General features: G+C 74.1%; 15 protein-coding genes and 1 pseudogene. 6 read left to right on the top strand and 10 right to left on the bottom strand.

Features of this window, described 5'->3' with window-relative positions; genetic code table 11:
* Nucleotides 1-172: 172 nt before the first annotated feature.
* Nucleotides 173-916: an MBL fold metallo-hydrolase gene (locus LE181_RS04655; RefSeq protein ID WP_225659775.1), complete on the top strand. Its 744-nt coding sequence runs from the start codon at nt 173-175 to the stop codon at nt 914-916.
* Nucleotides 917-946: 30 nt separating this feature from the next.
* Entirely contained in the window at nt 947-1,780 is an 834-nt protein-coding gene (locus LE181_RS04650) for a DUF3097 domain-containing protein (protein WP_225659773.1), read from the top strand.
* A gap of 108 nt (nt 1,781-1,888) precedes the next feature.
* On the opposite strand, the gene hemW is transcribed toward LE181_RS04650, so the two are convergent.
* The 4 genes from hemW to lepA all read right to left on the bottom strand — a co-directional run bounded on the left by hemW (nt 1,889) and on the right by lepA (nt 9,142).
* Nucleotides 1,889-3,121 carry a radical SAM family heme chaperone HemW gene (hemW, locus tag LE181_RS04645; protein WP_225659771.1) on the bottom strand — a complete coding sequence of 411 codons (1,233 nt, stop codon included), beginning with the start codon at nt 3,119-3,121 and terminating at the stop codon, nt 1,889-1,891.
* A 31-nt stretch (nt 3,122-3,152) separates the two neighbouring features.
* Nucleotides 3,153-5,021 carry a SpoIIE family protein phosphatase gene (locus LE181_RS04640; RefSeq protein WP_372458241.1) on the bottom strand — a complete coding sequence of 623 codons (1,869 nt, stop codon included), beginning with the start codon at nt 5,019-5,021 and terminating at the stop codon, nt 3,153-3,155.
* Between the two features lie 147 nt (nt 5,022-5,168).
* On the bottom strand, nt 5,169-7,058 hold the full coding sequence (locus LE181_RS04635) for an AMP-dependent synthetase/ligase (RefSeq protein WP_225659769.1): 1,890 nt from the start codon (nt 7,056-7,058) through the stop codon (nt 5,169-5,171).
* Between the two features lie 221 nt (nt 7,059-7,279).
* Complete coding sequence (lepA, locus tag LE181_RS04630; RefSeq protein WP_225659767.1) at nt 7,280-9,142, bottom strand: translation elongation factor 4; 1,863 nt, start codon at nt 9,140-9,142, stop codon at nt 7,280-7,282.
* A 210-nt stretch (nt 9,143-9,352) separates the two neighbouring features.
* On the opposite strand from lepA, the gene rpsT reads away from it, so the two are divergent.
* Entirely contained in the window at nt 9,353-9,619 is a 267-nt protein-coding gene (rpsT, locus tag LE181_RS04625; protein ID WP_225659765.1) for a 30S ribosomal protein S20, read from the top strand.
* 362 nt (nt 9,620-9,981) lie between these two features.
* Here rpsT and holA read toward each other — a convergent pair whose 3' ends face one another.
* On the bottom strand, nt 9,982-10,968 hold the full coding sequence (gene holA, locus LE181_RS04620) for a DNA polymerase III subunit delta (RefSeq protein WP_225659763.1): 987 nt from the start codon (nt 10,966-10,968) through the stop codon (nt 9,982-9,984).
* Nucleotides 10,969-11,022: 54 nt separating this feature from the next.
* On the opposite strand from holA, the gene LE181_RS04615 reads away from it, so the two are divergent.
* Complete coding sequence (locus LE181_RS04615; RefSeq protein ID WP_225659824.1) at nt 11,023-11,316, top strand: hypothetical protein; 294 nt, start codon at nt 11,023-11,025, stop codon at nt 11,314-11,316.
* Nucleotides 11,317-11,459: 143 nt separating this feature from the next.
* Here LE181_RS04615 and LE181_RS04610 read toward each other — a convergent pair.
* From LE181_RS04610 to leuS, 5 genes and pseudogenes are all read right to left on the bottom strand, one after another.
* Nucleotides 11,460-13,874: pseudogene (locus LE181_RS04610) on the bottom strand (ComEC/Rec2 family competence protein); the annotation flags it as partial.
* Entirely contained in the window at nt 13,871-14,788 is a 918-nt protein-coding gene (locus LE181_RS04605; RefSeq protein ID WP_225659762.1) for a ComEA family DNA-binding protein, read from the bottom strand. The gene LE181_RS04605 and the pseudogene LE181_RS04610, both read right to left, overlap by 4 nt.
* A gap of 121 nt (nt 14,789-14,909) precedes the next feature.
* Entirely contained in the window at nt 14,910-15,755 is an 846-nt protein-coding gene (locus tag LE181_RS04600; RefSeq protein ID WP_225659761.1) for a DegV family protein, read from the bottom strand.
* Between the two features lie 69 nt (nt 15,756-15,824).
* Nucleotides 15,825-16,592, bottom strand: coding sequence for a hypothetical protein (locus tag LE181_RS04595; protein ID WP_225659759.1), 768 nt, complete (start codon nt 16,590-16,592; stop codon nt 15,825-15,827).
* A gap of 200 nt (nt 16,593-16,792) precedes the next feature.
* The gene (gene leuS / locus LE181_RS04590) at nt 16,793-19,642 is read right to left on the bottom strand and encodes a leucine--tRNA ligase (RefSeq protein ID WP_225659758.1); all 2,850 of its coding nucleotides are present in this window, start codon (nt 19,640-19,642) and stop codon (nt 16,793-16,795) included.
* A 290-nt stretch (nt 19,643-19,932) separates the two neighbouring features.
* Between leuS and LE181_RS04585 the strand changes: the two genes are divergently transcribed.
* Nucleotides 19,933-20,682, top strand: a complete 750-nt coding sequence (locus LE181_RS04585; protein WP_308103068.1) for a ferric reductase-like transmembrane domain-containing protein — start codon at nt 19,933-19,935, stop codon at nt 20,680-20,682.
* Nucleotides 20,679-22,202, top strand: coding sequence for an NADH-quinone oxidoreductase subunit NuoF family protein (locus tag LE181_RS04580; RefSeq protein ID WP_225659756.1), 1,524 nt, complete (start codon nt 20,679-20,681; stop codon nt 22,200-22,202). Before LE181_RS04585 ends, LE181_RS04580 begins: the two co-directional genes overlap by 4 nt.
* Nucleotides 22,203-22,350: the final 148 nt, after the last annotated feature.

Below are 22,350 nucleotides of genomic sequence, written 5' to 3'. Positions count from 1 at the left end.
GGCTGTGCGGCTCACAGCGTCCGCGCCCCTGGCACTCAAAGGTCACGAGTGCCAGAACCCTTCAGCCAGTGTACGGCCGGGCCCCACGGCCAGGGCAAGGGCCGCCCTCACCGCGAGCCACCGGCAGCGACCCGGGCAGGCAACGGTACCGCTCTGCGGCTAGCGTCGCGGTATGGAGAATCACGGGGATCCCGGCGCTGCGGGGGCGCGCTGGGAGCAGCTCGCGCCGGGTGTCGCGCGCCGCAGGCTGCCGGGCTGGGACGCGACGGTCGGCGCGATCGCGGGGACGGACGGGGTCCTGGTCGTCGACACGGGCTCCTCCCTGCGCGAGGGGGTGGAGATCCGGCGCGAGGTGCAGGACCTCTTCGGGCTGCCCGTGACGCATATCGCACTCACGCATCCGCACTTCGACCACGTGCTGGGCACGGCGGCGTTCGCGGGCGTGCAGGTCCACGGGGCCGTGGGCGTCGCCGAGCTGATGCGGCGCGAGCGCGCCGGGCTGCGGCGGGACGCGGTGCGGCACGGCCTGGATCCGGAGGTGGCGGCCGAGTCCGTCGAACTGCTGGTGCTCCCCCACCACCCGGTCACCGGGGAGGTGACGGTCGACCTGGGCGGCGGACGGCACGTACTGCTGGCCAACGTGGGGCCCGGGCACACGGCCCACGACCTCGCCGTACTGGTGGCCGGCGCGGGCGGTGCGCCCGAGGTCGTCTTCTGCGGCGACCTGGTCGAGGAGTCCGGCGTGCCCCAGGCCGGTCCGGACGCCCTGCCGCACGCCTGGCCCGCGGCGCTGGACCGGCTGCTCGCCCTGGGCGGCGAGGACGCGGTGTACGTGCCGGGGCACGGGGCGGTGGTCGGCGCCGCCTTCGTACGGGCGCAGCGGGACGGGCTGGCGGACGTGTTCGGCCTGTCGTGATCCGGCCTGCCGTGATCCACAATGGCGCGCATGCGCAGCAGAGAGTACGGACCCGACCTGACCCCGCCGTGGAAGCGGAGCGCTCCCGCGCCCGAGGTGCCGGCGGAGGTGGACCTCGTGGTGGAGGAGGTCACGACGGGCTTCTGCGGTGCCGTGATCCGCTGCGAGAAGACGGCGCAGGGGCCGGTGGTGACGCTGGAGGACCGCTTCGGAAAGCACCGTGTCTTCCCCATGGAGCCCCGCGGCTTCCTCCTGGAAGGGCGCGTCGTCACCCTCGTCCGCCCGGCCCCCTCCACGGCCGCCCCGCAGGGCCCCGCACGGACGGCCTCCGGGTCCATCGCCGTCCCCGGCGCGCGGGCGCGCGTGGCGCGCGCCGGGCGCATCTACGTGGAAGGCCGCCACGACGCGGAGCTCGTGGAACGGGTGTGGGGTGACGACCTGCGCATCGAGGGCGTGGTGGTGGAGTACCTGGAGGGCATCGACGACCTGCCGGCGATCGTCCGCTCGTTCGCCCCGGGCCCGGACGCACGGCTGGGGGTGCTGGTGGACCACCTCGTCCCCGGCACGAAGGAATCGCGGATCGCGGCCTCGGTCACGGGCGACGACGTACTGGTCGTCGGCCACCCGTACGTGGACGTGTGGGAGGCGGTGAAGCCGGCGTCGGTGGGCATTGCGGGGTGGCCGCGGGTGCCGCGGGGGCAGGACTGGAAGACGGGCGTGTGCGAGGCCCTGGGCTGGCCGCCGAACACGGGTGCGGCGTGGCAGCGGATCCTTGCGGGCGTGCGCTCGTACAAGGACCTGGAGCCGGCGCTGCTGGGGCGCGTGGAGGAGCTGATCGACTTCGTGACGGCACCGGCGGGGTGACCGGGGGGCTTTTCCCCGTGCCGCTCCGGTTGTGGGCAGTCGTTCCGCTGGGGCGGAACGGGTGGGCACAACCGGCCCGCACCCGAACGGCGGCCGCAACCACCCCGCTCAGTCCACCAGGTCCCGCACCACCGCGTCGGCCAGCAGCCGCCCCCGCAGGGTGAGCACCGCGCGCCCCGCCTCGTACGCCTCGCGCTGCAGCAGGCCGTCCGCCAGCGCCCGGGCCGCCGCCGCGGTCCCCGCCGGCTTCAGCAGCGACAGCGGGCAGCCGTCCTCCAGCCGCAGCTCCAGCAGGATCCGCTCGACGCGCCGGTCCTCCTCGACGAGGACCTCCCGGCCCGCCCCCGGCGACCGCCCCTCCGCAAGGGCCTGCGCGTACGCGCCCGGGTGCTTGACGTTCCACCACCGCACGCCCCCCACGTGGGAGTGCGCCCCGGGGCCCGCGCCCCACCAGTCGGCGCCGCGCCAGTAGAGCTCGTTGTGGCGGCAGCGGGCAGCGGCATTCGTGGCCCAGTTGGAGACCTCGTACCAGGCGAAGCCGGCGGCCGAGAGGGCCTCCTCGGCGATCAGGTAACGGTCGGCGTGCACGTCGTCGTCCGTCATCGGCACCTCGCCGCGCCGGATGCGCCGGGCGAGCTGCGTGCCCTCCTCGACGATCAGGGCGTAGGCCGAGACGTGGTCGGGGCCGGCACCGATGACGGCGTCCAGGGAGGCGCGCCAGTCGTCGTCGCTCTCCCCGGGCGTGCCGTAGATCAGGTCCAGGTTGACGTGCTCGAAGCCGGCCGCGCGGGCCTCGGCGACGCACGCCTCGGGGCGGCCGGGGGTGTGCGTGCGGTCGAGGATCTTCAGGACGTGCTGGCGGGCGCTCTGCATGCCGAAGGAGACCCGGTTGAAGCCCGCGGCCCGCAGCTCTTCCAGGTAGCGGGGGTCGACCGACTCGGGGTTGGCCTCGGTGGTGACCTCGGCACCCTCCGCGAGGCCGAACTCGTCGCGGATCGCGGCGAGCATCCGGCCCAGGTCCGCGGCGGGCAGGAGCGTGGGCGTGCCGCCGCCGACGAAGACCGTCTCGACGGGCCGCGGGTCGTCGCCGAGCACCTTGCGGGCCAGGCGGATCTCCTCGGCGACGGTGTCGGCGTAGTTGTCGCGGGAGGCGAGGGCGCCGCCGGAGCCGCGCAGCTCGCTCGCGGTGTAGGTGTTGAAGTCGCAGTACCCGCAGCGGGTGGCGCAGTAGGGGACGTGCAGGTAGAAGCCGAGGGGCCGCTGCCCGGAGCCGTCGAGGGCGTGGCGGGGCAGTGCCCCGTCCTCGGGCATGGGCTCGCCGTCAGGCAGTACGGAAGGCATGGGGTCCATTGTCCGGCATCGCCGGAGATGCTCAGGTGGCGCGGAGGACCAGCAGCGCCAGGTCGTCGTCCAGGGGGGTGCGGGAGAAGCCGTGGACGGCGCGCCGGATGCGCCCGGCGACGGCTTCGGCCGTCAGGCCCGTGCAGCCGGCGAGGGCGGTGGCGAGGCCGTCGCCGTCGTCGAAGAGGCGGTTGCCGGACTTGCGCTCGGTGACGCCGTCGGTGACGCACAGCAGCGTGTCCCCGGGGGCCAGGTCGAAGGTCTCGCTGCCGTAGCCGACGTCCTCGACGACGCCGAGCAGGGTCTGTGGTGCGGCGGCGGGCCGGACGGTGCCGTCGGGGCGCAGGAGCAGGGGCAGGGGATGGCCGGCGCTGGCGAGGGTGCACCGGATGCCCTGGGCGTGGGGGACGAGCTCGCCGTGGAGCAGGGACAGGAAGCGGGGGGACGTGCCGCTCTCGGCGGCCTCCGCGGCCTCCTCGCACAGGAGGCGGTTGAGCCGGTTCAGGACGTCGGCGACGCCGTAGCCCTCCTTGGCCAGCAGCCGCAGCCAGGGGCGGACGAAGCCGGTGGTGACCGCAGCCTCGGGGCCGCTGCCGCAGACGTCGCCGAGGGCGAAGCACCAGCGTCCGTGGCCGGCGCCGAAGACGTCGTAGAAGTCGCCGCCGGCGGAGGCGCCGCCCCGGGGTTCGTAGACGACGGCCTTCTCGATGCCGGGGATCTCGGCGACGCCGCGCGGCAGCAGGCCGCGCTGGAGGATGCGGCTGATGGTGGCCTGGCGGGTGTACTGGCGGGCCGAGGCGAGGGCCAGGGCGACGCGACGGGCGAAGTCCTCGACGAGGCAGGCGACGTCGTCGGCCATGGCGGCGGAGGCGCCGCGGCCCAGGAGCAGGGTGCCGATGCCGCGGCCGCCGGCGACGAGGCGGCAGGCCAGCGCGGTGCCGTCGGCTCCGTCGGGGCGGTGCGTGCCGTCCTGGCCGCACCGCCCGGACGGGCCGTGCGGCCAGGGGACGGCGTGGCCGGCGGCGGGCAGGGCCGGTGGGGTGCGCTGGAGGGCGAGGCGGAGGGGCTCGATGCGGCTCTCGCGGGCGTGCCAGACGCGGGCGAGGCGGGGGACGGGCCGGAGGGTGCCGGGCGCGGCGTCGGCGTCGAGCCACACGGCGCACCAGTCGGCGAGGCGGGGGACGGCGAGCTGGGTGGCGAGGGAGGCCACCATGTCCTCGTCGAACTGGCCGGCGAGCAGTTCGGACGTCTCGGCGAGGAAGGACAGGGCGCGGTGGCTGCTGCCCCGCTCGCCGGTGCGGCGGCCGGCCGGCTCGCCGGTGCCGGGGGCGAGGATCTCGGCGACGCGCAGGTCGCGCAGGAGGGCCTGCTCGGAGAGGGTGCCGGTGCTGTGGGCGGCGGGGCTGGTCGGCAGGTGGAACCAGACGGTCTTGTCGGTGCGGCGGTAGGCGGTGCCCCAGGTCTCGGCCAGCTCGGCGACCAGGCGCAGGCCCTGGCCGCCGTGGGCGGGGCCGTCGCGGTCGCCGCAGCCCTGGCGGGGGCGGGCCCGCAGCTCGCGGGCGGGGTGGTGGTCGGTGACCTCGACGACGAGGCTGCCGCCGGGCGCCGGGTCGAGCCGGCACTCCAGGTCGACGGAGGTGCCGGCGTGCACGACGGCATTGGTGACCAGCTCGCTGACCAGCAGCGTCGCATCGTCGGTGACCACGGCGTGGGCGTTCCAGCCGGCGAGGACCGTACGGACGAACCGGCGGGCGGCCGAGGGCGCGCGGGCGTCGCCGGGCAGGCTGGTGCGGGCTGTGGGCGGGCCGTCGGCGCCACTGGGGCCGGTCGTCGCATGGGGCGTACGGGCCGGTGTGCGCGCTACCGGCCCGTCCTTGCCCGCGGCTGCTGATGTCCTCACGGTGACGCTCCTGACCGCTCACGGCATGGTGCGGGGATTCACCACGGACAGAGTGACAGACCGTCTGCGCCCAGGGGGGAGGAGTCGGGTAAGTGAGCCTTACGAGTGGTCGGCACGCGTGACCGGCACGCGTACGGGTACGTGTGGTCAGCCCTCCCGCGCGCCCTCGTACATCTCCTCGATCAGGCCCTTGTACTCGCGCTCGACGACCGGCCGCTTGAGCTTGAGGCTGGGCGTGAGCTCACCGTGCTCGACGTCGAGGTCGCGCGGCAGCAGCCGGAACTTCTTGATCGTCTGCCAGCGCTGCAGCCCCTCGTTGAGCCGCTGGACGTAGCCCGCGATGAGCTCCTCGGTCTCCTTGGCGGCCACCACGTCCGCGTACGACCGGTCCCCCATGCCGTGCTCCTTGGCCCAGCCCAGGATGGCGGGGCCGTCGAGCGCGATGAGGGCGGTGCAGAAGTTCCGGTCCGCGCCGTGCACCAGGATGTTGGAGACGAACGGGCACACGGCCTTGAACCGGCCCTCGATCTCGGCGGGCGCGACGTACTTGCCGGCCGAGGTCTTGATCAGGTCCTTCTTCCGGTCGGTGATGCGCAGGTAGCCGTCCGGGGAGAGCTCGCCGATGTCGCCGGTGTGGAACCAGCCGTCGGATTCGAGGACTTCGGCGGTCTTCTCGGGCTGCCCGTGGTAGCACTCCATGACGCCGGGGCTGCGCAGCAGGATCTCGCCGTCGTCGGCGATGCGGACCTCGGTACCGGGCAGCGGCTTGCCGACCGTGCCCGTCCGGTACGCCTCACCGGGGTTGACGAGGCTGGCGGCGCTGGTCTCGGTGAGGCCGTAGCCCTCCAGGATGTGGATGCCGGCGCCGGCGAAGAAGTAGCCGATGTCGGGGGCGAGGGCGGAGGCGCCGGAGACGCAGGCCCGCAGCCGGCCGCCGAACGCCTCGCGGATCTTGCCGTAGACGAGGGCGTCGGCGGCACGGTGCTTGGCGGCGAGGGCGAAGGGCACGGACGCGCTGCCGGTGCGGCGGAAGTTGTCCTGGGAGACCTTGGCGTACTCGCGGGCGACCTCGACCGCCCAGCGGAAGATCTTGTACTTGGCGCCGCCGCCCTCGCGGGCCTTCGCGGCGACCCCGTTGTAGACCTTCTCGAAGATGCGCGGCACGGCGGCCATGTACGTCGGCCGGACGACCGGCAGGTTCTCGATTATCTTGTCGACCCGCCCGTCGACGGCGGTGACGTGCCCCACCGTGATGTGGCCGGCGGTGAGCACCTTGCCGAAGACGTGCGCGAGCGGCAGCCACAAGTACTGGAGGTCGTCGGGCCGGGCCAGCCCCGTCGCCTGGATCGCGCGGGCCATGTACGACCAGGCGTCGTGCCGCAGCCGGACGCCCTTGGGGCGGCCGGTGGTGCCGGAGGTGTAGATGAGCGTGGCGAGCTGGTCGGAGCGCAGGCCGTCGATGCGCTCGCGGACCGCGTCGGGCTGCCGTTCGAGGAGGGCGGCGCCGCGCTTCTCCAGGTCGGCGAGGGAGAGCACCCAGCCCTCCGGGTCGCCCTCGGCGGGCACCGCGTCGGCGGCGTCGATGACGACGACGTGGTCGAGGGCCGGCAGGTCCGCCCGGCGCAGGCGGGCCTTGGCGAGCTGGGCGGCGTCCTCGGCGACGAGGACGCGGCACTCGGCGTCGGAGAGCATGAACGCGGTCTCGTCGGCGTTGGTGCTCGGATAGACGGGCGTGGTGGCCGCTCCGGCGCACATGATGCCGAGGTCGGCCAGGATCCACTCCAGGCGGGTGGCGGAGGACAGGGCGATCCGCTGCTCCGGAAGGATGCCGAGGTCGATGAAGCCGGCCGCGACGGCGAACACGCGGTCGGCCGCCTGGCGCCAGGTGAGCGAGGCCCAGTCGTCGGGTCCGGTGCCGGAGGCCGGGGGCACGGGGTACCGGTACGCCTCGGCGTCGGGTGTGGTCTCGACCCGTTCGACGAACAGGGTCGCCACGGACGGCGGCCGGTTCTCGATCAAAGCCTGTGTGTCCGTCACGGCATCCTCCGGGGCCCGCTTCGTTGCTGGTGACTCGCGAGTAACCTTCCGAGCAGTGATCAGGGTAGAGCCGAAGGGGCCGTCGCGTAAGAGCCCGTCGCCGGAATAGGGGGAGCGGACGGGGGAGGCAGCGCAAAAGTGCCCGCCCCCTGACGGGAACGGGCACCTTGCGGACCGGGCTGCTCCGGCCCTCGCGGGGAGGTCCGGAGCCGGGGCCGGTGTTACTTCTTGCCCTTCTCGCCGCCCTCGTCGCTGGACAGCACCGCGATGAAGGCTTCCTGCGGGACCTCCACGCTGCCGACCATCTTCATCCGCTTCTTGCCTTCCTTCTGCTTCTCCAGCAGCTTCCGCTTACGGGAGATGTCACCGCCGTAGCACTTGGCGAGGACGTCCTTGCGGATGGCGCGGACCGTCTCACGGGCGATGACCCGGGAGCCGATGGCGGCCTGGATCGGCACCTCGAAGTTCTGCCGCGGGATGAGCTCGCGCAGCTTGGCGACGAGGCGGACGCCGTACGCGTACGCCTTGTCCTTGTGCGTGATCGCGGAGAAGGCGTCGACCTTGTCGCCGTGCAGCAGGATGTCGACCTTGACCAGGTCGGCGGTCTGCTCGCCGGTGGGCTCGTAGTCGAGGGAGGCGTAGCCGCGGGTCTTGGACTTCAGCTGGTCGAAGAAGTCGAAGACGATCTCCGCGAGGGGCAGGGTGTAGCGCAGCTCGACCCGGTCCTCGGAGAGGTAGTCCATGCCCAGCATCGTGCCGCGGCGGGACTGGCAGAGCTCCATGATCGCGCCGACGAACTCGGTGGGCGCGAGGACGGTCGCCTTGACGACCGGCTCGTGGACCTCGGCGATCTTGCCCTCGGGGAACTCGCTCGGGTTGGTGACGACGTGCTCGGCGCCGTCCTCCATCCGCACGTTGTAGACCACGTTGGGCGCGGTGGCGATGAGGTCGAGGCCGAACTCGCGCTCCAGCCGCTCGCGGACCACGTCCAGGTGGAGCAGGCCGAGGAAGCCGACGCGGAAGCCGAAGCCGAGGGCGGCCGAGGTCTCCGGCTCGTAGACGAGCGCGGCGTCGTTGAGCTGGAGCTTGTCGAGGGCCTCGCGCAGCTCCGGGTAGTCCGAGCCGTCCAGCGGGTACAGGCCCGAGAACACCATCGGCTTGGGGTCCTTGTAGCCGCCCAGCGCCTCGGTGGCGCCGTTCTGCTGCGAGGTAATCGTGTCACCGACCTTGGACTGCCGCACGTCCTTCACGCCGGTGATGATGTAGCCCACCTCACCGACGCCGAGGCCGTCGGCGGGCGTCATCTCGGGCGAGGAGACGCCGATCTCCAGCAGCTCGTGGGTGGCGCCGGTCGACATCATCTTGATGCGCTCGCGCTTCTTGAGCTCACCGTCGACGACCCTGACGTAGGTGACCACGCCGCGGTAGGAGTCGTAGACCGAGTCGAAGATCATCGCGCGGGCGGGGGCGTCCTTGACGCCCACCGGCGCCGGGACGGTGGCGACCACGCGGTCGAGCAGGGCGTCGACGCCCACGCCGGTCTTGGCGGAGACGCGCAGCACGTCCTCCGGCTCGCAGCCGACCAGGTTGGCGAGCTCGGCGGCGAACTTCTCCGGCTGGGCGGCCGGCAGGTCGATCTTGTTGAGGACCGGGATGATCGTGAGGTCGTTCTCCATCGCCAGGTAGAGGTTGGCGAGGGTCTGGGCCTCGATGCCCTGGGCGGCGTCCACGAGGAGGATGCAGCCCTCGCAGGCGGCGAGCGAGCGCGAGACCTCGTAGGTGAAGTCCACGTGGCCCGGCGTGTCGATCATGTTGAGGATGTGGGTGTTGCCCGGCTCCTCGGTGGGCGCCCACGGCAGCCGGACGGCCTGGGACTTGATCGTGATGCCGCGCTCGCGCTCGATGTCCATGCGGTCGAGGTACTGCGCGCGCATCTGCCGCTGGTCGACCACGCCGGTCAGCTGGAGCATCCGGTCGGCGAGCGTCGACTTGCCATGGTCGATGTGCGCGATGATGCAGAAGTTACGGATCAGAGCCGGGTCGGTACGGCTCGGCTCCGGCACGTTGGTAGGGGTCGCGGGCACGCAGGATCCATTCGGTGACTTCGGCGTTTGAACGCTGGTCTCGGCGGGAGTCGGGTATGACGACCCCACCATGGTCCCATGAGCGGCGGGTACCGTCCGGTTTGGGACGCCGTCGGGCGTACTGGTAGCCTGGTCCACTGTGCCTGTCGTGCCCTCTCTCACGACTCCCGGCACTCATCGAAATCCAACGAACCTGAAAAGGCTCTTTTCGTGGCGAACATCAAGTCCCAGATGAAGCGGATCAAGACCAACGAGAAGGCGCGCCTGCGTAACAAGGCCGTCAAGTCCTCGGTCAAGACCGCGATCCGCGCGGCCCGCGAGGCCATTGCCGCCGGCGACGCCGCCAAGGCCGACGCCGCCGTCGCCCTGGCCGGCAAGAAGCTGGACAAGGCCGCCAGCAAGGGCGTCTTCCACAAGAACGCCGCCGCCAACAAGAAGTCGGCGCTGGCCAAGCAGGCTGCCTCCCTCAAGGGCTGAAGCCTCTCCGGGGCGTGAGCCCCGGCCCCCTCGCCGGTAACGGATCCAGCGGCCCCTCTACCGCTCCGGACCGGCACCCCGCCGCCCCCGGTCGTTCGCCACGCGGGTGCGGCACGAGCCTCCGGGCTCACCAGAACGCTCCAGAGGCCCCGTGCCGCCCTTCCCCAGGGCAGCACGGGGCCTCTGTGTTTTCGCAGGGGAAGGGGGCGCGGTTGCGCAGTGCGTTCCCCTCCCCTAAGAGAAGGAGAACGCACGACGGGCTACGGGCTACGGGCTACGGGCTACGGGCTACGGGCTACGGGCTACGGGCTACGGGCTACGGCAAGGGCTACCGGGAACGGCAAGGGCTACCGGGAACGGCCTCAGCCGCGGCTGCGGGCGGCGCGGGCCACGGCGACGACGGCCTTCTCCAGGGCGTACTCGGGGTCGTCGCCCCCGCCCTTGACGCCGGCGTCGGCCTCGGCGATGGCCGTGAGCGCCACGGCCACCCCGTCCGCCGACCAGCCCCGCATCTGCTGCCGCACCCGGTCGATCTTCCACGGCGGCATGCCGAGCTCCCGGGCGAGATCGCCCGGCCGGGCGCCCCGCGGGGCCGAGGCCAGCTTGCCGATGGAGCGCACGCCCTGAGCCAGGGCGCTGGTGATCAGCACGGGGGCCACGCCGGTGGACATGGCCCAGCGCAGCGCCTCCAGGGCCTCTGCCGCCCGGCCCTCCACGGCACGGTCGGCGACCGTGAAGCTGGACGCCTCGGCGCGGCCCGTGTAGTAGCGGGCGACGACGGATTCGTCGATGGTGCCCTCGACGTCGGCGACGAGCTGCGCGCAGGCGCTCGCCAGCTCGCGCAGGTCGCTGCCGATGGCGTCGACCAGGGCCTGGCACGCCTCGGGGGTCGCCGAGCGCCCGGTCGCCCGGAACTCGGACCGCACGAACGCCAGCCGGTCGGCCGGCTTGGTCATCTTGGGGCAGGCGACCTCGCGGGCCCCGGCCTTGCGTGCCGCGTCCAGCAGTCCCTTGCCCTTGGCCCCGCCGGCGTGCAGCAGGACGAGCGTGATCTCCTCGGCGGGCGCGCCGAGGTAACCCTTGACGTCCTTGATCGTGTCCGCGGACAGGTCCTGGGCGTTCCGGACGATCACGACCTTGCGTTCGGCGAAGAGCGACGGGCTCGTCAGCTCGGCGAGCGTGCCGGGCTGGAGCGCGTCGGAGGTGAGGTCACGGACGTCGGTGTCGGCGTCGGCCGCACGGGCCGCCGCCACCACCTCCTGCACGGCGCGGTCGAGGAGGAGATCCTCCTGACCCACGGCGAGCGTGACGGGGGCGAGCAGGTCGTCGGTTGCAGTCTTCCTGGCCATCGCCTCCAGCATCCCATGCGCCCATGACACTCCCCTCGCAACGGCCGTCGGGGCATGCCGCACAATGAGCGGGTGAGCAGCGCTTTCTCCTTCTCCGGTACTTCCGAACCCGTACGGCACCTGCTGGTGCTCCCCGACCGCGACGCCGCCGGCGAGGCCGCCGACGAGGCCGGCGAGCGCTTCGGCCTCGACGAGGAGCCCCAGATCGTCCGCGAGGCCCTCGCCGGCGAGGACGACGCCGAGGACGCCCAGTGGCTGGTGGTCCTGGAGGACCCGAACGGCGACCTGGACCTCACCGCCCTGCGCGAACTGGCCGAGGAGTACGACGGCTGGGTCGAAACCACCTGAGCCCTCCGGGGGTGCGCCTCTCCGGGCCGGCCGCGGGGGCACCGCCGAGGCCCGAGGGGCCGGGCGGTGGGTGAGCGGGCACGGTGGTGGCGGTGGCCGGGCCGGGGCCGTCTGCGGTGGTTCGCGGGGGTGCGGCCCGGTGTGATGGCCGTTGCCGTGGCCGTTACCGCGATCGGGCCGTCCGTGTCGGTGCGCAGGACCACGGCGCCCTCGGCCCTCAGCGCCGTGAGCGTGCGGGCCGCCGGGTGGCCGTAGGGGTTGCCGGCGCCGGCCGAGACGACGGCCAGGCGGGGGCGCAGGCCGTGCAGCAGCCGTGGGTCCTGGTAGGCGGAGCCGTGGTGGGCGACCTTGAGGACGTCCACCGGCGGCAGGTCCGGGTGGGTCTCCCACAGCTCCTGCTGGGCCGGCGGTTCGAGGTCGCCGAGCAGGGCGAGCGTGAGGCCGGCGGTACGGACCAGGAGGGCCACGCTGGCATCGTTGGGCCCGTCCTCGGCCACGGCGGACCGCCCCGCGGGCGGGGGCCACAGCACCTCCCAGGACAACTCCCCGATCCGCCGCCGCTCCCCCGGCCCGGCCTCGACGACCGGCACGCCCGCCCGTCCCGCCTCGCGCCGGACGAACGCTGCCCGGCCAGCCGGCTCGGCGAACCCCGTCGTCTCGACGACCCCGACCGCCCGGCCGCGCAGCACGCCGGGCAGGCCGTCGACGTGGTCGGCGTGGAAGTGGCTCAGCAGCAGGAGCGGTACGCGCTCGACGCCCAGGTCCCGCAGGCAGCGGTCGACGGCGCGCGGCTCGGGGCCGGCGTCCACGACCACCGCGGTCCGTGGACCGGCGGCCAGAGCAAGGGCGTCCCCCTGGCCGACGTCGCACGCCACCAGCCGCCACCCGGGCGGCGGCCACCCCGTGACGAACCGCGTCAGCGGTACCGGGCGCACGAGCGCCAGCAGCAGGAGTACCGCGCAGCCGGCACAGGCCCAGGGGCGGCGCACGAGCGGCCGGGCCACAAGAACGGCGGCCCCCGTGACCGCGGCCAGCAGCAGCCCGCCCCGCCAGCTCCCGGGCCAGTCGAACCCCGCCCCGGGCAGTCCGGCGCCCGAACGGGCCACCGTCGCCGTCCACGCGGCGGGCCATCCGGCCAGCCAGGCGAGGGCCTTGGCGAGCGGCAACGCCACGGGGGCGGCCGCCAGCGCGGCGAAGCCCAGGGCGGTGGCGGGGGCCACGGCCGGCTCCGCGAGGAGGTTGCACGGCACCGCCACCAGGCTCACCCGGGCCGCCAGCACGACGATCACCGGCGCACACACCGCCTGTGCCGCCCCCGCCGCCGCCAGGGCTTCCGCCAGGCGCGGCGGCACTCCCCGTCGTCGCAGCGCCGCACTCCAGCGCGGCGCCAGGGTCAGCAGGGCGCCGGTGGCGAGGACCGAGAGCAGGAAGCCGTAACTCCGCGCCAGCCACGGGTCGTAGAGCACCAGCAGCAGGACGGCCGCCGCGAGGGCGGGCAGCAGGCTGCGGCGCCGGCCCGTCCCGATGGCCAGCAGCGTGATCAGGCCGCACACGGCGGCCCGCAGCACGCTCGGCTCGGGCCGGCACACCACCACGAAACCCAGCGCCAGCCCGCCGCCAAGCACCGCCGTCAGCCGCAGCGGGATGCCCAGGCGGGCGGCCAGGCCGCGCCGCTCGGCGCGTGAGGCGAGGTGCGGCGGCCCGATGAGGAGCACGAGGAGCACGGCGAGGTTTCCCCCCGACACCGACAGAAGGTGCGTCATGTCGGTGGCCCGGAACGCCTCGTCCAGGTCGGGGGGCACCCGGGAGGTGTCGCCCACGACGAGCCCCGGCAGCAGTGCCCGGGCGTCCGGAGCCAGCCCGTCCGTGGCGGCCCGCAGGCCCTCCCGCAGGCGGCCCGCCGCACGCTGGACGGATGACGGCCCGCCGAGGACCTCGGGCGGGTCCTGCCCGCTGACGCGCAGCACGGCCGCCAGACGCTCCCCGGCCCGCACCGGCGGCGCGAGCCTGCCCTCCGCCCTCAGCCGGGTGGACGGCAACAGTCCCCGCCAGGACTGATGAGCCATCAGCAGCACGGGCGTGCGCACCGTAACCGCTCCACCCTCGGTGACGAGCCGGGTGGCCTCCGCCTCCACGACCACCGCCGGCGCGGTGTGGGCCGACCCGTGCACTCGGGGCCGCGTGGCCCGCGGATCACCGGTGACCGTCACCTCGACGGTCACCTGCTCGTGGCGGCGCGCCAACTCCGGCAGGGGCCCCCGGCGCACCTCCGCTCCCGCCAGGCCGCCGGCCGCCCCGCCCGCGGCGGCGCAGAGCAACACCGCCGCCACCGCGCCCGCCGCCCCGCGCCGCACGACGGCCGCCAGGAGGCAGGCCACTGCCACGGCCGCAGTGCACGCGAGTGCCACCCCGGCACCGTCCGCCGTCAGCGCCGTCGCCGCCGCTGCCCAGGCGGCGAGCGCGGGGACGACCAGCCGGAGGTCGGCCCCGCCCGGCCGGCGCCCCTCCGTCACCGCACCTGCCGCGGCCGCGGTTGCGGCCGGCCCGCCCGGCCTCATGGCTGGACCAGCGGCTTGAGGTCGGTGAAGCGCCGGGCGCCGATGCCGTTGACCTTGCGGAGGTCGGCGACGGAGCGGAAGCCGCCGTGCCGGGTGCGGTAGTCGAGGATGTGCTGGGCGAGGACCGGGCCAACGCCCGGCAAGGCGTCCAGCTGCTCCAGCGTGGCGGAGTTGAGGCTGACGGGCCCGCCCGGCGCCTTCCCTGCGCCTGCCGCGCCCGGCCCACTGTCCCTACCTGCCCCGCCGTTCCCACCAGGACTGCCGTTCCCGCCCGGCGCCCCGGGCCCGCCGACGGTCGCGCCCGGGCCGCCACTGCCCGCCACTCCCACCAGGATCTGTTCGCCGTCGCTGAGCACCCTCGCCCGGTTGAGACCGGCCGTGTCGACGCCCGGACGGACTCCCCCGGCCGCCGCGAGCGCATCGGCGACCCGCGACCCCGGTGGCAGCTGCTGGATGCCGGGATGCAGCACCTTGCCCGCCACGTCCACCACCACGCCCCGCACGCCGGCCGATGCCGCGGCCGTCGCGTCCGGAGCCGGGGCCGGCCCCTCGCCCGTGCCCGGAGGCGGCGCCGCTCTCGCGGCCGCCGACCGGTCAGCCGCCGGGGCCATCGCCGCAGGCCCCTCGCGCACCGGCGCCCGCACCGTCTGCGGCCGCCCGGCCCAGAAGTGGTACCCGGCCAGGACGACGGCCGCCACGAGCACCAGCGCGAGCGCTGCCAGCGTCTTCGGCTCGATGCCGCACCGCAGTTGGACCCAGAGCGGCATCCTCTCCCGCATCGCGTGCCACCAACGGACGTACGCAGGCGTGGCGTTCGGCTCAGGAGGAGGCGATGTCCCGGCCCGCAGCGAGCCGAAGTCCTCGGCGAGCGACGGGGAACCGGCGACATGCACAGCGTGTGATCGAGGAGTCATGAGCGCGACCGTAGCCGCGTTCGCCATCCCATGGGACGAGGGTCCGATTCCGGTGGATAACACGGCAGTTGTGGAAAAGACCGTCACCCTCAAGAGCAACAGACGGTCACCGCTGCCTCCGCTACCGCAGGGAGACCACCGCGCCCAGCAGACCCGGCCCCGTGTGCGCCCCGATGACCGCGCCGACCTCGCTCACGTAGAGCTCCACCAGCCCCGGCACCCGCTCGCGAAGCCGGTCGGCAAGCAGACCGGCCCGGTCGGGAGCGGCCAGGTGGTGAACGGCGATGTCGACGGGCGCCGCCCCCGCCCGCTCCACGGCGAGCTCCTCCAGACGCGCGATCGCCTTGGAGGACGTGCGGACCTTCTCCCGCAACTCGATGCGGCCCTCGTCCAGCTGCAGCAGGGGTTTGACGGCGAGCGCCGAGCCCAGCAGCGCCTGTGCGGTACCGATGCGGCCGCCCCGCCGCAGGTAGTCGAGGGTGTCGACGTAGAAGTAGGCGGCCGTGCCCTGGGCGCGCTTCTCGGCGGCGGCCACCACCTCGTCCAGCGTGCCGCCGGTCCGCGCCGTCTCCGCGGCGGCCAGCGCGCAGAAGCCCAGGGCCATGGCGACCATGCCCGTGTCCACGACCCGCACCGGCACGGGTGCCTCGCGGGCAGCGAGCACGGCGGCGTCGTAGGTGCCGGAGAGCTCGGCGGACAGGTGCAGGGAGACGATGCCCTGGGCGCCGGCCGCGGCGGCGGCGCGGTAGGCCGCGGCGAAGACCTCGGGTCCGGGCCGGGACGTGGTCACCGGCTTGCGCTTCTGCAGGGCCTGGGCGACCGACCGGGCCGAAATCCCGGTGCCTTCCTCCAGCGCCTCGTCACCCAGGACGACCGTCAGCGGTACGGCCTCGATCCGGTGCCGCTCCATCTCCTGCGGCGGCAGGTAGGCCGTTGAATCGGTGAGGATCGCGACATGACGGGACATGCACCGGAGGGTACCCGCCGTGCCGTGACCGCGGCAGGCCGAGCCGCTCCTACCCGCCCGGCCCGGCCCTCACGCGGTGCTTTCCGGCCGCTCGGCCTTCTGCCAGGAGTACCCTGCCTGCCACCGCTTGTCCCGGCCACTGAGCGCGGGCCGCTCCCGCTCCCCCGCAGCCGCGGCACCGGCCCCGGCCGCCCCCGCGGAGGGCGCGGCCGCAGAGGACGCAGCCGTGGAAGACGCGGCACCAGAGGACGGCTTGGCCGCGGTTCCCGCCGGCTTGGACGTCGTCTCCGGCTCGTCCTCCCAGTGCCGCAGGGCCCCGGACTCCATGCGGATCTGCTCGCTGAGGACTGCCAGGTCGTCGTCCGCGAACTGCCGCGCCCGGTCCTGCGCGGCCCACCGCAGCGAATCCGCCGAGTGCGTCACGCGCTCCACGCGCTCGCGCAGCTCCGGCAGCCGCGCGGCCACCCGGCCCTTGTCGGGCTCGGTCTCCAGCTTGCGCAGGTCGTCGTCGAGCTCGTGGCCGTGCGCGCTGAGCCGCTCGAAGAGGGCCAGGGACTCCGACAGGGACGGGTCGTCCGCGAGGCCGGCGTGCAGCACGTCCTGGGTGGCGCGCATCGACGTGCGCAGGGAGAGCCGCAGCTGCGCGACCTCACCCGCCGCACCCGGCTGGACGTACTGCCGGGCCTTGAGCCGCGTGTCCTCGACCGTGCGCCGCGCCTGGGTGACCGTACGGTCCACACCGCGCTTGACCGCCCGCACCGTCCGGACCGCGGCGATCACAGCGAACGCGACGAGGATCGCAAAGATCACGGCGAAGATCGCGGCGGCGACGTCCATATGCGCTCCTCCACAGGGCTCGACCGGCCCGGCACGTCAACGGCAGGGTCCGTCCCCACCCCTCCACCGTAAACGCAACGGGCAGGCCGGGGGTTCCGGAAGAACCCCCAACCTGCCCGTAGGGACAAACCCCTAGCCCAGGCGCCCGGACCTATGCCCGGACCAGGCCCACGGCCCCGCGCATGGCGTTACGCACGGCATTACGCAGGGACGATGTTCACCAGCTTCGGCGCCCGCACGATCACCTTGCGGATGCCGGCGCCGCCCAGCGCCGCGACGACCGCCGGGTCGCCCAGGGCAACCTTCTCCAGCTCCTCGTCGGAGATCGACGGCGCGACCTCCAGACGGGCCTTGACCTTGCCCTTGATCTGAACGACGCAGGTCACGGCCTCGTCGACCAGGTACGCCGGGTCGGCGACGGGGAAGTCGCGGTGGACGACCGAGTCGGTGTGGCCGAGCTTGCGCCACAGTTCCTCGGCGATGTGCGGGGCCAGCGGGGCGACCAGCAGCACCAGCTGCTCGGCCACGGTCCGCGGGACCTCGCTGAGCTTGGTGACGAAGTTGTTCAGCTCCGTCACCTTGGCGATGGCGGTGTTGAAGCGCAGGTTCGCCATGTCCTGGCCGATGCCGTCGATGGCCTTGTGCAGGGCGCGCAGCGTCGCCTCGTCGGGCTCGGCGTCGACGACCGTGAGCTCGCCGGTGTTCTCGTCGACCACGTTGCGCCACAGACGCTGCAGCAGGCGGTACTGGCCGACGACCGCGCGCGTGTCCCAGGGGCGGGAGACGTCCAGCGGGCCCATCGCCATCTCGTACAGGCGCAGCGTGTCGGCGCCGTACTCGGCGCAGATCTCGTCCGGCGTGACGGCGTTCTTCAGGGACTTGCCCATCTTGCCGAGCAGCCGGCTGACCTTCTCGCCCTGGTAGTAGTACGCGCCGTCGCGCTCCTCCACCTCGGCGGCCGGGACGGCGATGCCGCGGGCGTCGCGGTAGACGTACGCCTGGATCATGCCCTGGTTGTAGAGCTTGTGGAACGGCTCGGCCGAGGAGATGTGCCCCAGGTCGAAGAGGACCTTGGACCAGAAGCGGGCGTACAGCAGGTGCAGCACGGCGTGCTCGGCACCGCCGACGTACAGGTCGACGCCACCGTGCGGCTGGCCGTCGCGCGGGCCCATCCAGTACCGCTCCGCGTCGGCGGAGACCAGGCGCTCGTCGTTGTGCGGGTCCAGGTAGCGCAGCTCGTACCAGCAGGAACCGGCCCAGTTGGGCATGGTGTTGGTCTCGCGGCGGTACGTCTTCGGGCCGTCGCCGAGGTCCAGCTCCACGTTGACCCAGTCCTCGTTGCGGGACAGCGGGGTCTCCGGGGACGTGTCCGCGTCGTCCGGGTCGAAGGTGCGCGGCGAGTAGTCCTCGACCTCGGGCAGCTCCAGCGGGAGCATCGACTCCGGCAGCGGGTGGGCGACGCCGTCCTCGTCGTAGACGATCGGGAAGGGCTCGCCCCAGTAGCGCTGACGGCTGAACAGCCAGTCGCGCAGACGGAAGTTGACGGTGCCCTCGCCGATGCCGCGCTCGCTCAGGTGGGCGATGACGGTGCGCTTGGCCTCGTCGACCTGCATGCCGTTGAGGTCGATCTCGTCGTTGGCGGAGTTGATCGCCGGGCCCTGACCGCCGTACGCCTCGCCCTCCCAGCCCTCGGGCGGCTGAACGGTGCGGACGATGGGCAGGTCGAAGGCGGTGGCGAACTCCCAGTCGCGCTCGTCCTGGCCCGGCACGGCCATGATCGCGCCGGTGCCGTAGCCCATCAGCACGTAGTCGGCGACGAAGACGGGGACGCGCTCGCCGGTCAGCGGGTTGAGGGCGTACGCGCCAGTGAAGACGCCGGTCTTGTCCTTGCCCTCGGTCTGGCGCTCGACGTCGGTCTTCGACTGCGCCTGCTTGCGGTAGGCGGCGACCGCCTCGGCCGGGGTGGACGCGCCGCCGGTCCAGATGTCCTTGGTGCCCTCGGGCCACTCGGCGGGGACGATGGAGTCGATCAGGTCGTGCTCGGGGGCCAGCACCATGTAGGTGGCGCCGAACAGGGTGTCGGGGCGCGTGGTGAAGACCGTGACCTTCGCCTCGGCGCCGTCCGCCACCGCGAAGTCGACGCGGGCGCCCTCGCTGCGGCCGATCCAGTTGCGCTGCTGCAGCTTGATGGCCTCGGGCCAGTCCAGCGCGTCCAGGTCGTCGATCAGGCGGTCCGCGTAGGCGGTGATCCGCATGTTCCACTGGCGCAGCTTGGACTTGAAGACGGGGAAGTTGCCGCGCTCGGAGCGGCCGTCGGAGGTGACCTCCTCGTTGGCCAGCACCGTGCCCAGGCCGGGGCACCAGTTCACGGGCGCGTCGGAGGCGTACGCCAGGCGGTAGGTGCCCAGGACGTCGGAGCGCTCGGCGGCGCTCAGCTCGCTCCACGCGCGCGTGCCGGGAACCTCCCGCTGCCCGCTCTCGAACTCCTCGACCAGCTCACTGATCGGCCGGGCCTTCTTGGCGTCCGCGTCGTACCAGGAGTTGAAGATCTGCAGGAAGATCCACTGCGTCCACTTGTAGTACTCCGGGTCGATCGTCGCGAACGACCGGCGCTTGTCGTGGCCCAGGCCCAGGCGGCGCAGCTGGGCCTTCATGTTGTCCATGTTGGCCTCGGTGGACACCCGGGGGTGCGTGCCGGTCTGCACCGCGTACTGCTCGGCGGGCAGGCCGAAGGCGTCGAAGCCGAGGGTGTGCAGGACGTTGTGGCCCGTCATGCGGTGGTAGCGCGCGTAGACGTCGGTGGCGATGTAGCCGAGCGGGTGGCCGACGTGCAGACCCGCACCCGAGGGGTACGGGAACATGTCCATGATGAACTTCTTGGGCCGGGCGACGACGGCCGGGTCGCCCGCCAGCTCTCCGCTGGGGTTGGGCGCGTCGTACGTGCCGTCCGCGTCCCAGAAGTCCTGCCAGCGCGCCTCGATGTCAGCGGCCAGCGCGGCCGTGTAGCGGTGCGGGGCAGCCACCTCGGCGGCGGCGGGGGTCTCGCTCATCGTCCTCAAAGCTCCATCGATCGTCGTCTCTGCCTGCGCTGCAAATGAAAAAGCCCCTCGCACAGGAGGGGACGCCGCGCCGATGCCGACCGGAAGTCACCGGTCGGTGCTGATCAGCGCGGCTCGCTAAGCAGGAGGCGTACGGCACGCATGGGGTCAGGTTACCGCAGCGGCGTAAGGGCCCGCACCGGGACAAGGGCCCTGCAGACGTTAGCAGCGGCGCGCCGCCGCCCACCGGGGTTGCGCGAAGCGGGTCTGCGTCGGCGGGCGGCTGCCTAGCGTGCCGGGGCATGGACCTCCACCGCTTCCTCGACGGGACCGGGGGCGTGCTCGCCCTGGTCTCGCTCACCGCGACCGTCGTCTGGGGACTCGCCGCCACCGACCGGCACGTCCTCGGCCCGCGCTCCCGGCTGGTCGCCCAGGCCGTGCACCGGGCGACCGCCGTCTGCGCGCTCGGCTTCCTGCTGGTGCACGTGCTCGTCAAGGTCGCCGAGGCGCACGCGCCGGTCCCGGCGGCGCTGCTGCCGTTCGGCTCCGGCGTGCTCCTGGGGCTGGGTTCGCTGGCCGGGTACCTGCTGGTGCTGTCGGCGGCGACCGGAGTGCTGCGCAGCGCGTTCGCGGGGCGGGGGCGGGCGCGCTGGTGGCGGGTGCTGCACGGGTGCGCGTACGGGGCCTGGTGCGCGGCGCTGGTGCACGGGCTCAAGGCGGGGCGGGCCCCGGCCGGTTGGGTGACGGCTTCCTACGGGCTCTGCCTCGCCGCGGTCACCGGGGCGCTGCTCGTGCGGTTGCGGATGCGGCGCGGGCCGGTACCGGTGCCCTTACGGACCCGGCCGCGGGCCGCGCACACCCGTCGGACCGAGGCCGAGCGCGCCGCCCGAGGGGCCGAAGCCGGCCCTGCCGCCCGCCGGACCCACGCCGGGCCTGCCGCCGCACACTGGCCCGAGCGCGGCGCCCTCCCCAGCGCCCCACAGCCCGGCACCGGCCCTACCACCCTGACGTCCGGCACCGGCCGCGCCTCCCGACGGGCGGACGTCCTGTGAGCGCCCCCTCCACCCCGCTCCCCCGTGTCCTCGCCCTCGGGCCGCCCCGCCTCACCGCCGGCTTCGACGAGGCCGCCCGGCTGGACCGGCGCGCGCACCTGGCCGTGCACGGCTCCGCCCCGCGGTGGAGCGAGGACGAGCTGGTCCGGCTCGCGGAGGCCGTCGCTCTCCGCGGGCGCGGCGGGGCCGGGTTCCCGTTCGCGCGGAAGCTGCGGGCGGTGGGCCGGGCGGCGCACCGGCGCGGGGTGCGGCCGGTGGTCGTGGTCAACGGGTGCGAGGGGGAGCCCGCCTGCCGCAAGGACGAAGTGCTGATCGAGCGCGCACCGCACCTCGTGCTCGACGGCGCCCTGATGGCCGCCGAGGCGCTCGGGGCGCGCACGCTGGTGATCGGCGTGACCCGCCCGGGCACGGAGGCGTCGGCCCGGGAGGCGCTGGCGGAGCGCGGCCTGTCCGAGCGGCGCGGCCGGGCGGTGCGCGCCCGCGTCGTGCGCCTGCCCGAGCGGATGGTCTCCGGCGAGTCGTCCGCCCTGCTGCGCGCCGTCGCCGGTGGGCCCGCGCTGCCGCCGGGCCGGCGGGAGCGCTCTGCCGAGCAGGGGCTGGGCGGCCTGCCGACGCTGCTCTCCAACACCGAGACGTTCGCCCAACTCGCCCTGGCCGCCCGCCTGGGCCCGGACCGGTACGCCACGACGGGGACACCGGACGAGCCGGGCACGGCCCTGCTCACGGTCTCCGGAGCCGTGCCGGAGACGTGCGTGGTGGAGGCACCGGGCGGGGTGGCGCTGTCGTACGTCCTCGACCTGTGCGGGGCGGTGCCGGCCCCGCAGGGGGTGCTGGTCGGCGGGTACCACGGCGGCTGGCTGGACGCGCCGACGGCGGCCGCCGCGCACCTGTCGCGGGCGTCCCTGGCGGCCTGCGGCGCGAGCCTGGGCGCGGGGGCGGTGCTGCCGCTGCCCGGGGACACCTGCCCGCTGGGCGAGACGGTCCGGGTGGCGCACTGGCTGGCGGCCGAGTCCGCGGGGCAGTGCGGGCCCTGCCGGCTGGGCCTGCCGTCCCTGGCGGGCGCGCTGGCCGCCGTGGTGGCGGGGGGTGGCCGCGGCGCCCTGGAGGTCGTGCGGGAGGCCGCGGGCGCCGTGCGCGGGCGCGGGGCGTGCGGGCATCCGGACGGGGCGGCGCGCTTCGTGCTGAGCGCCCTGGCGGCCTTCACGGACGATCTTGCCGCCCACGTGCTGGGCAGCGGCTGCGGGCGCCCCACGGCCGGTCTGCTGCCCCTGCCCGGCGCGGCCGGACGGGCGCCGGACGGCGGGCGCGCGGAGCGACTGGCGGTGGACTGGACGCTGTGCGAGGGGCACGGTCTGTGCGAGGGACTGCTTCCCGAGCTCGTACGGATCGGCGGGGACGGCTACCCGGTGCTCGCGGACGCGGGCGTGCCCGGGCACCTGCGGGAGCGCGCACGGCGCGCCGTGCGCCGCTGCCCGGCGCTGGCCCTGCGACTGGACCGGGACCGGGGCCAGGACCGGTAGAAGGCGGCGGGGCGAAGGAGAAGGACGAGGAGGGAGCGAGGAGACGAGCAGACGAAGAGGCGAGGGAAGACGGGGAAACGACGAGAGGGCCGTCCTCGCGGACGACCCTCTCATTTCCTGTGGAGCTAAGGAGAATTGAACTCCTGAC

This window comes from Streptomyces sichuanensis (genome assembly GCF_020328095.1).
Lineage (GTDB): Bacteria > Actinomycetota > Actinomycetes > Streptomycetales > Streptomycetaceae > Streptomyces > Streptomyces cinnamoneus.
This window is presented reverse-complemented; position numbering and strand designations above follow the sequence as displayed.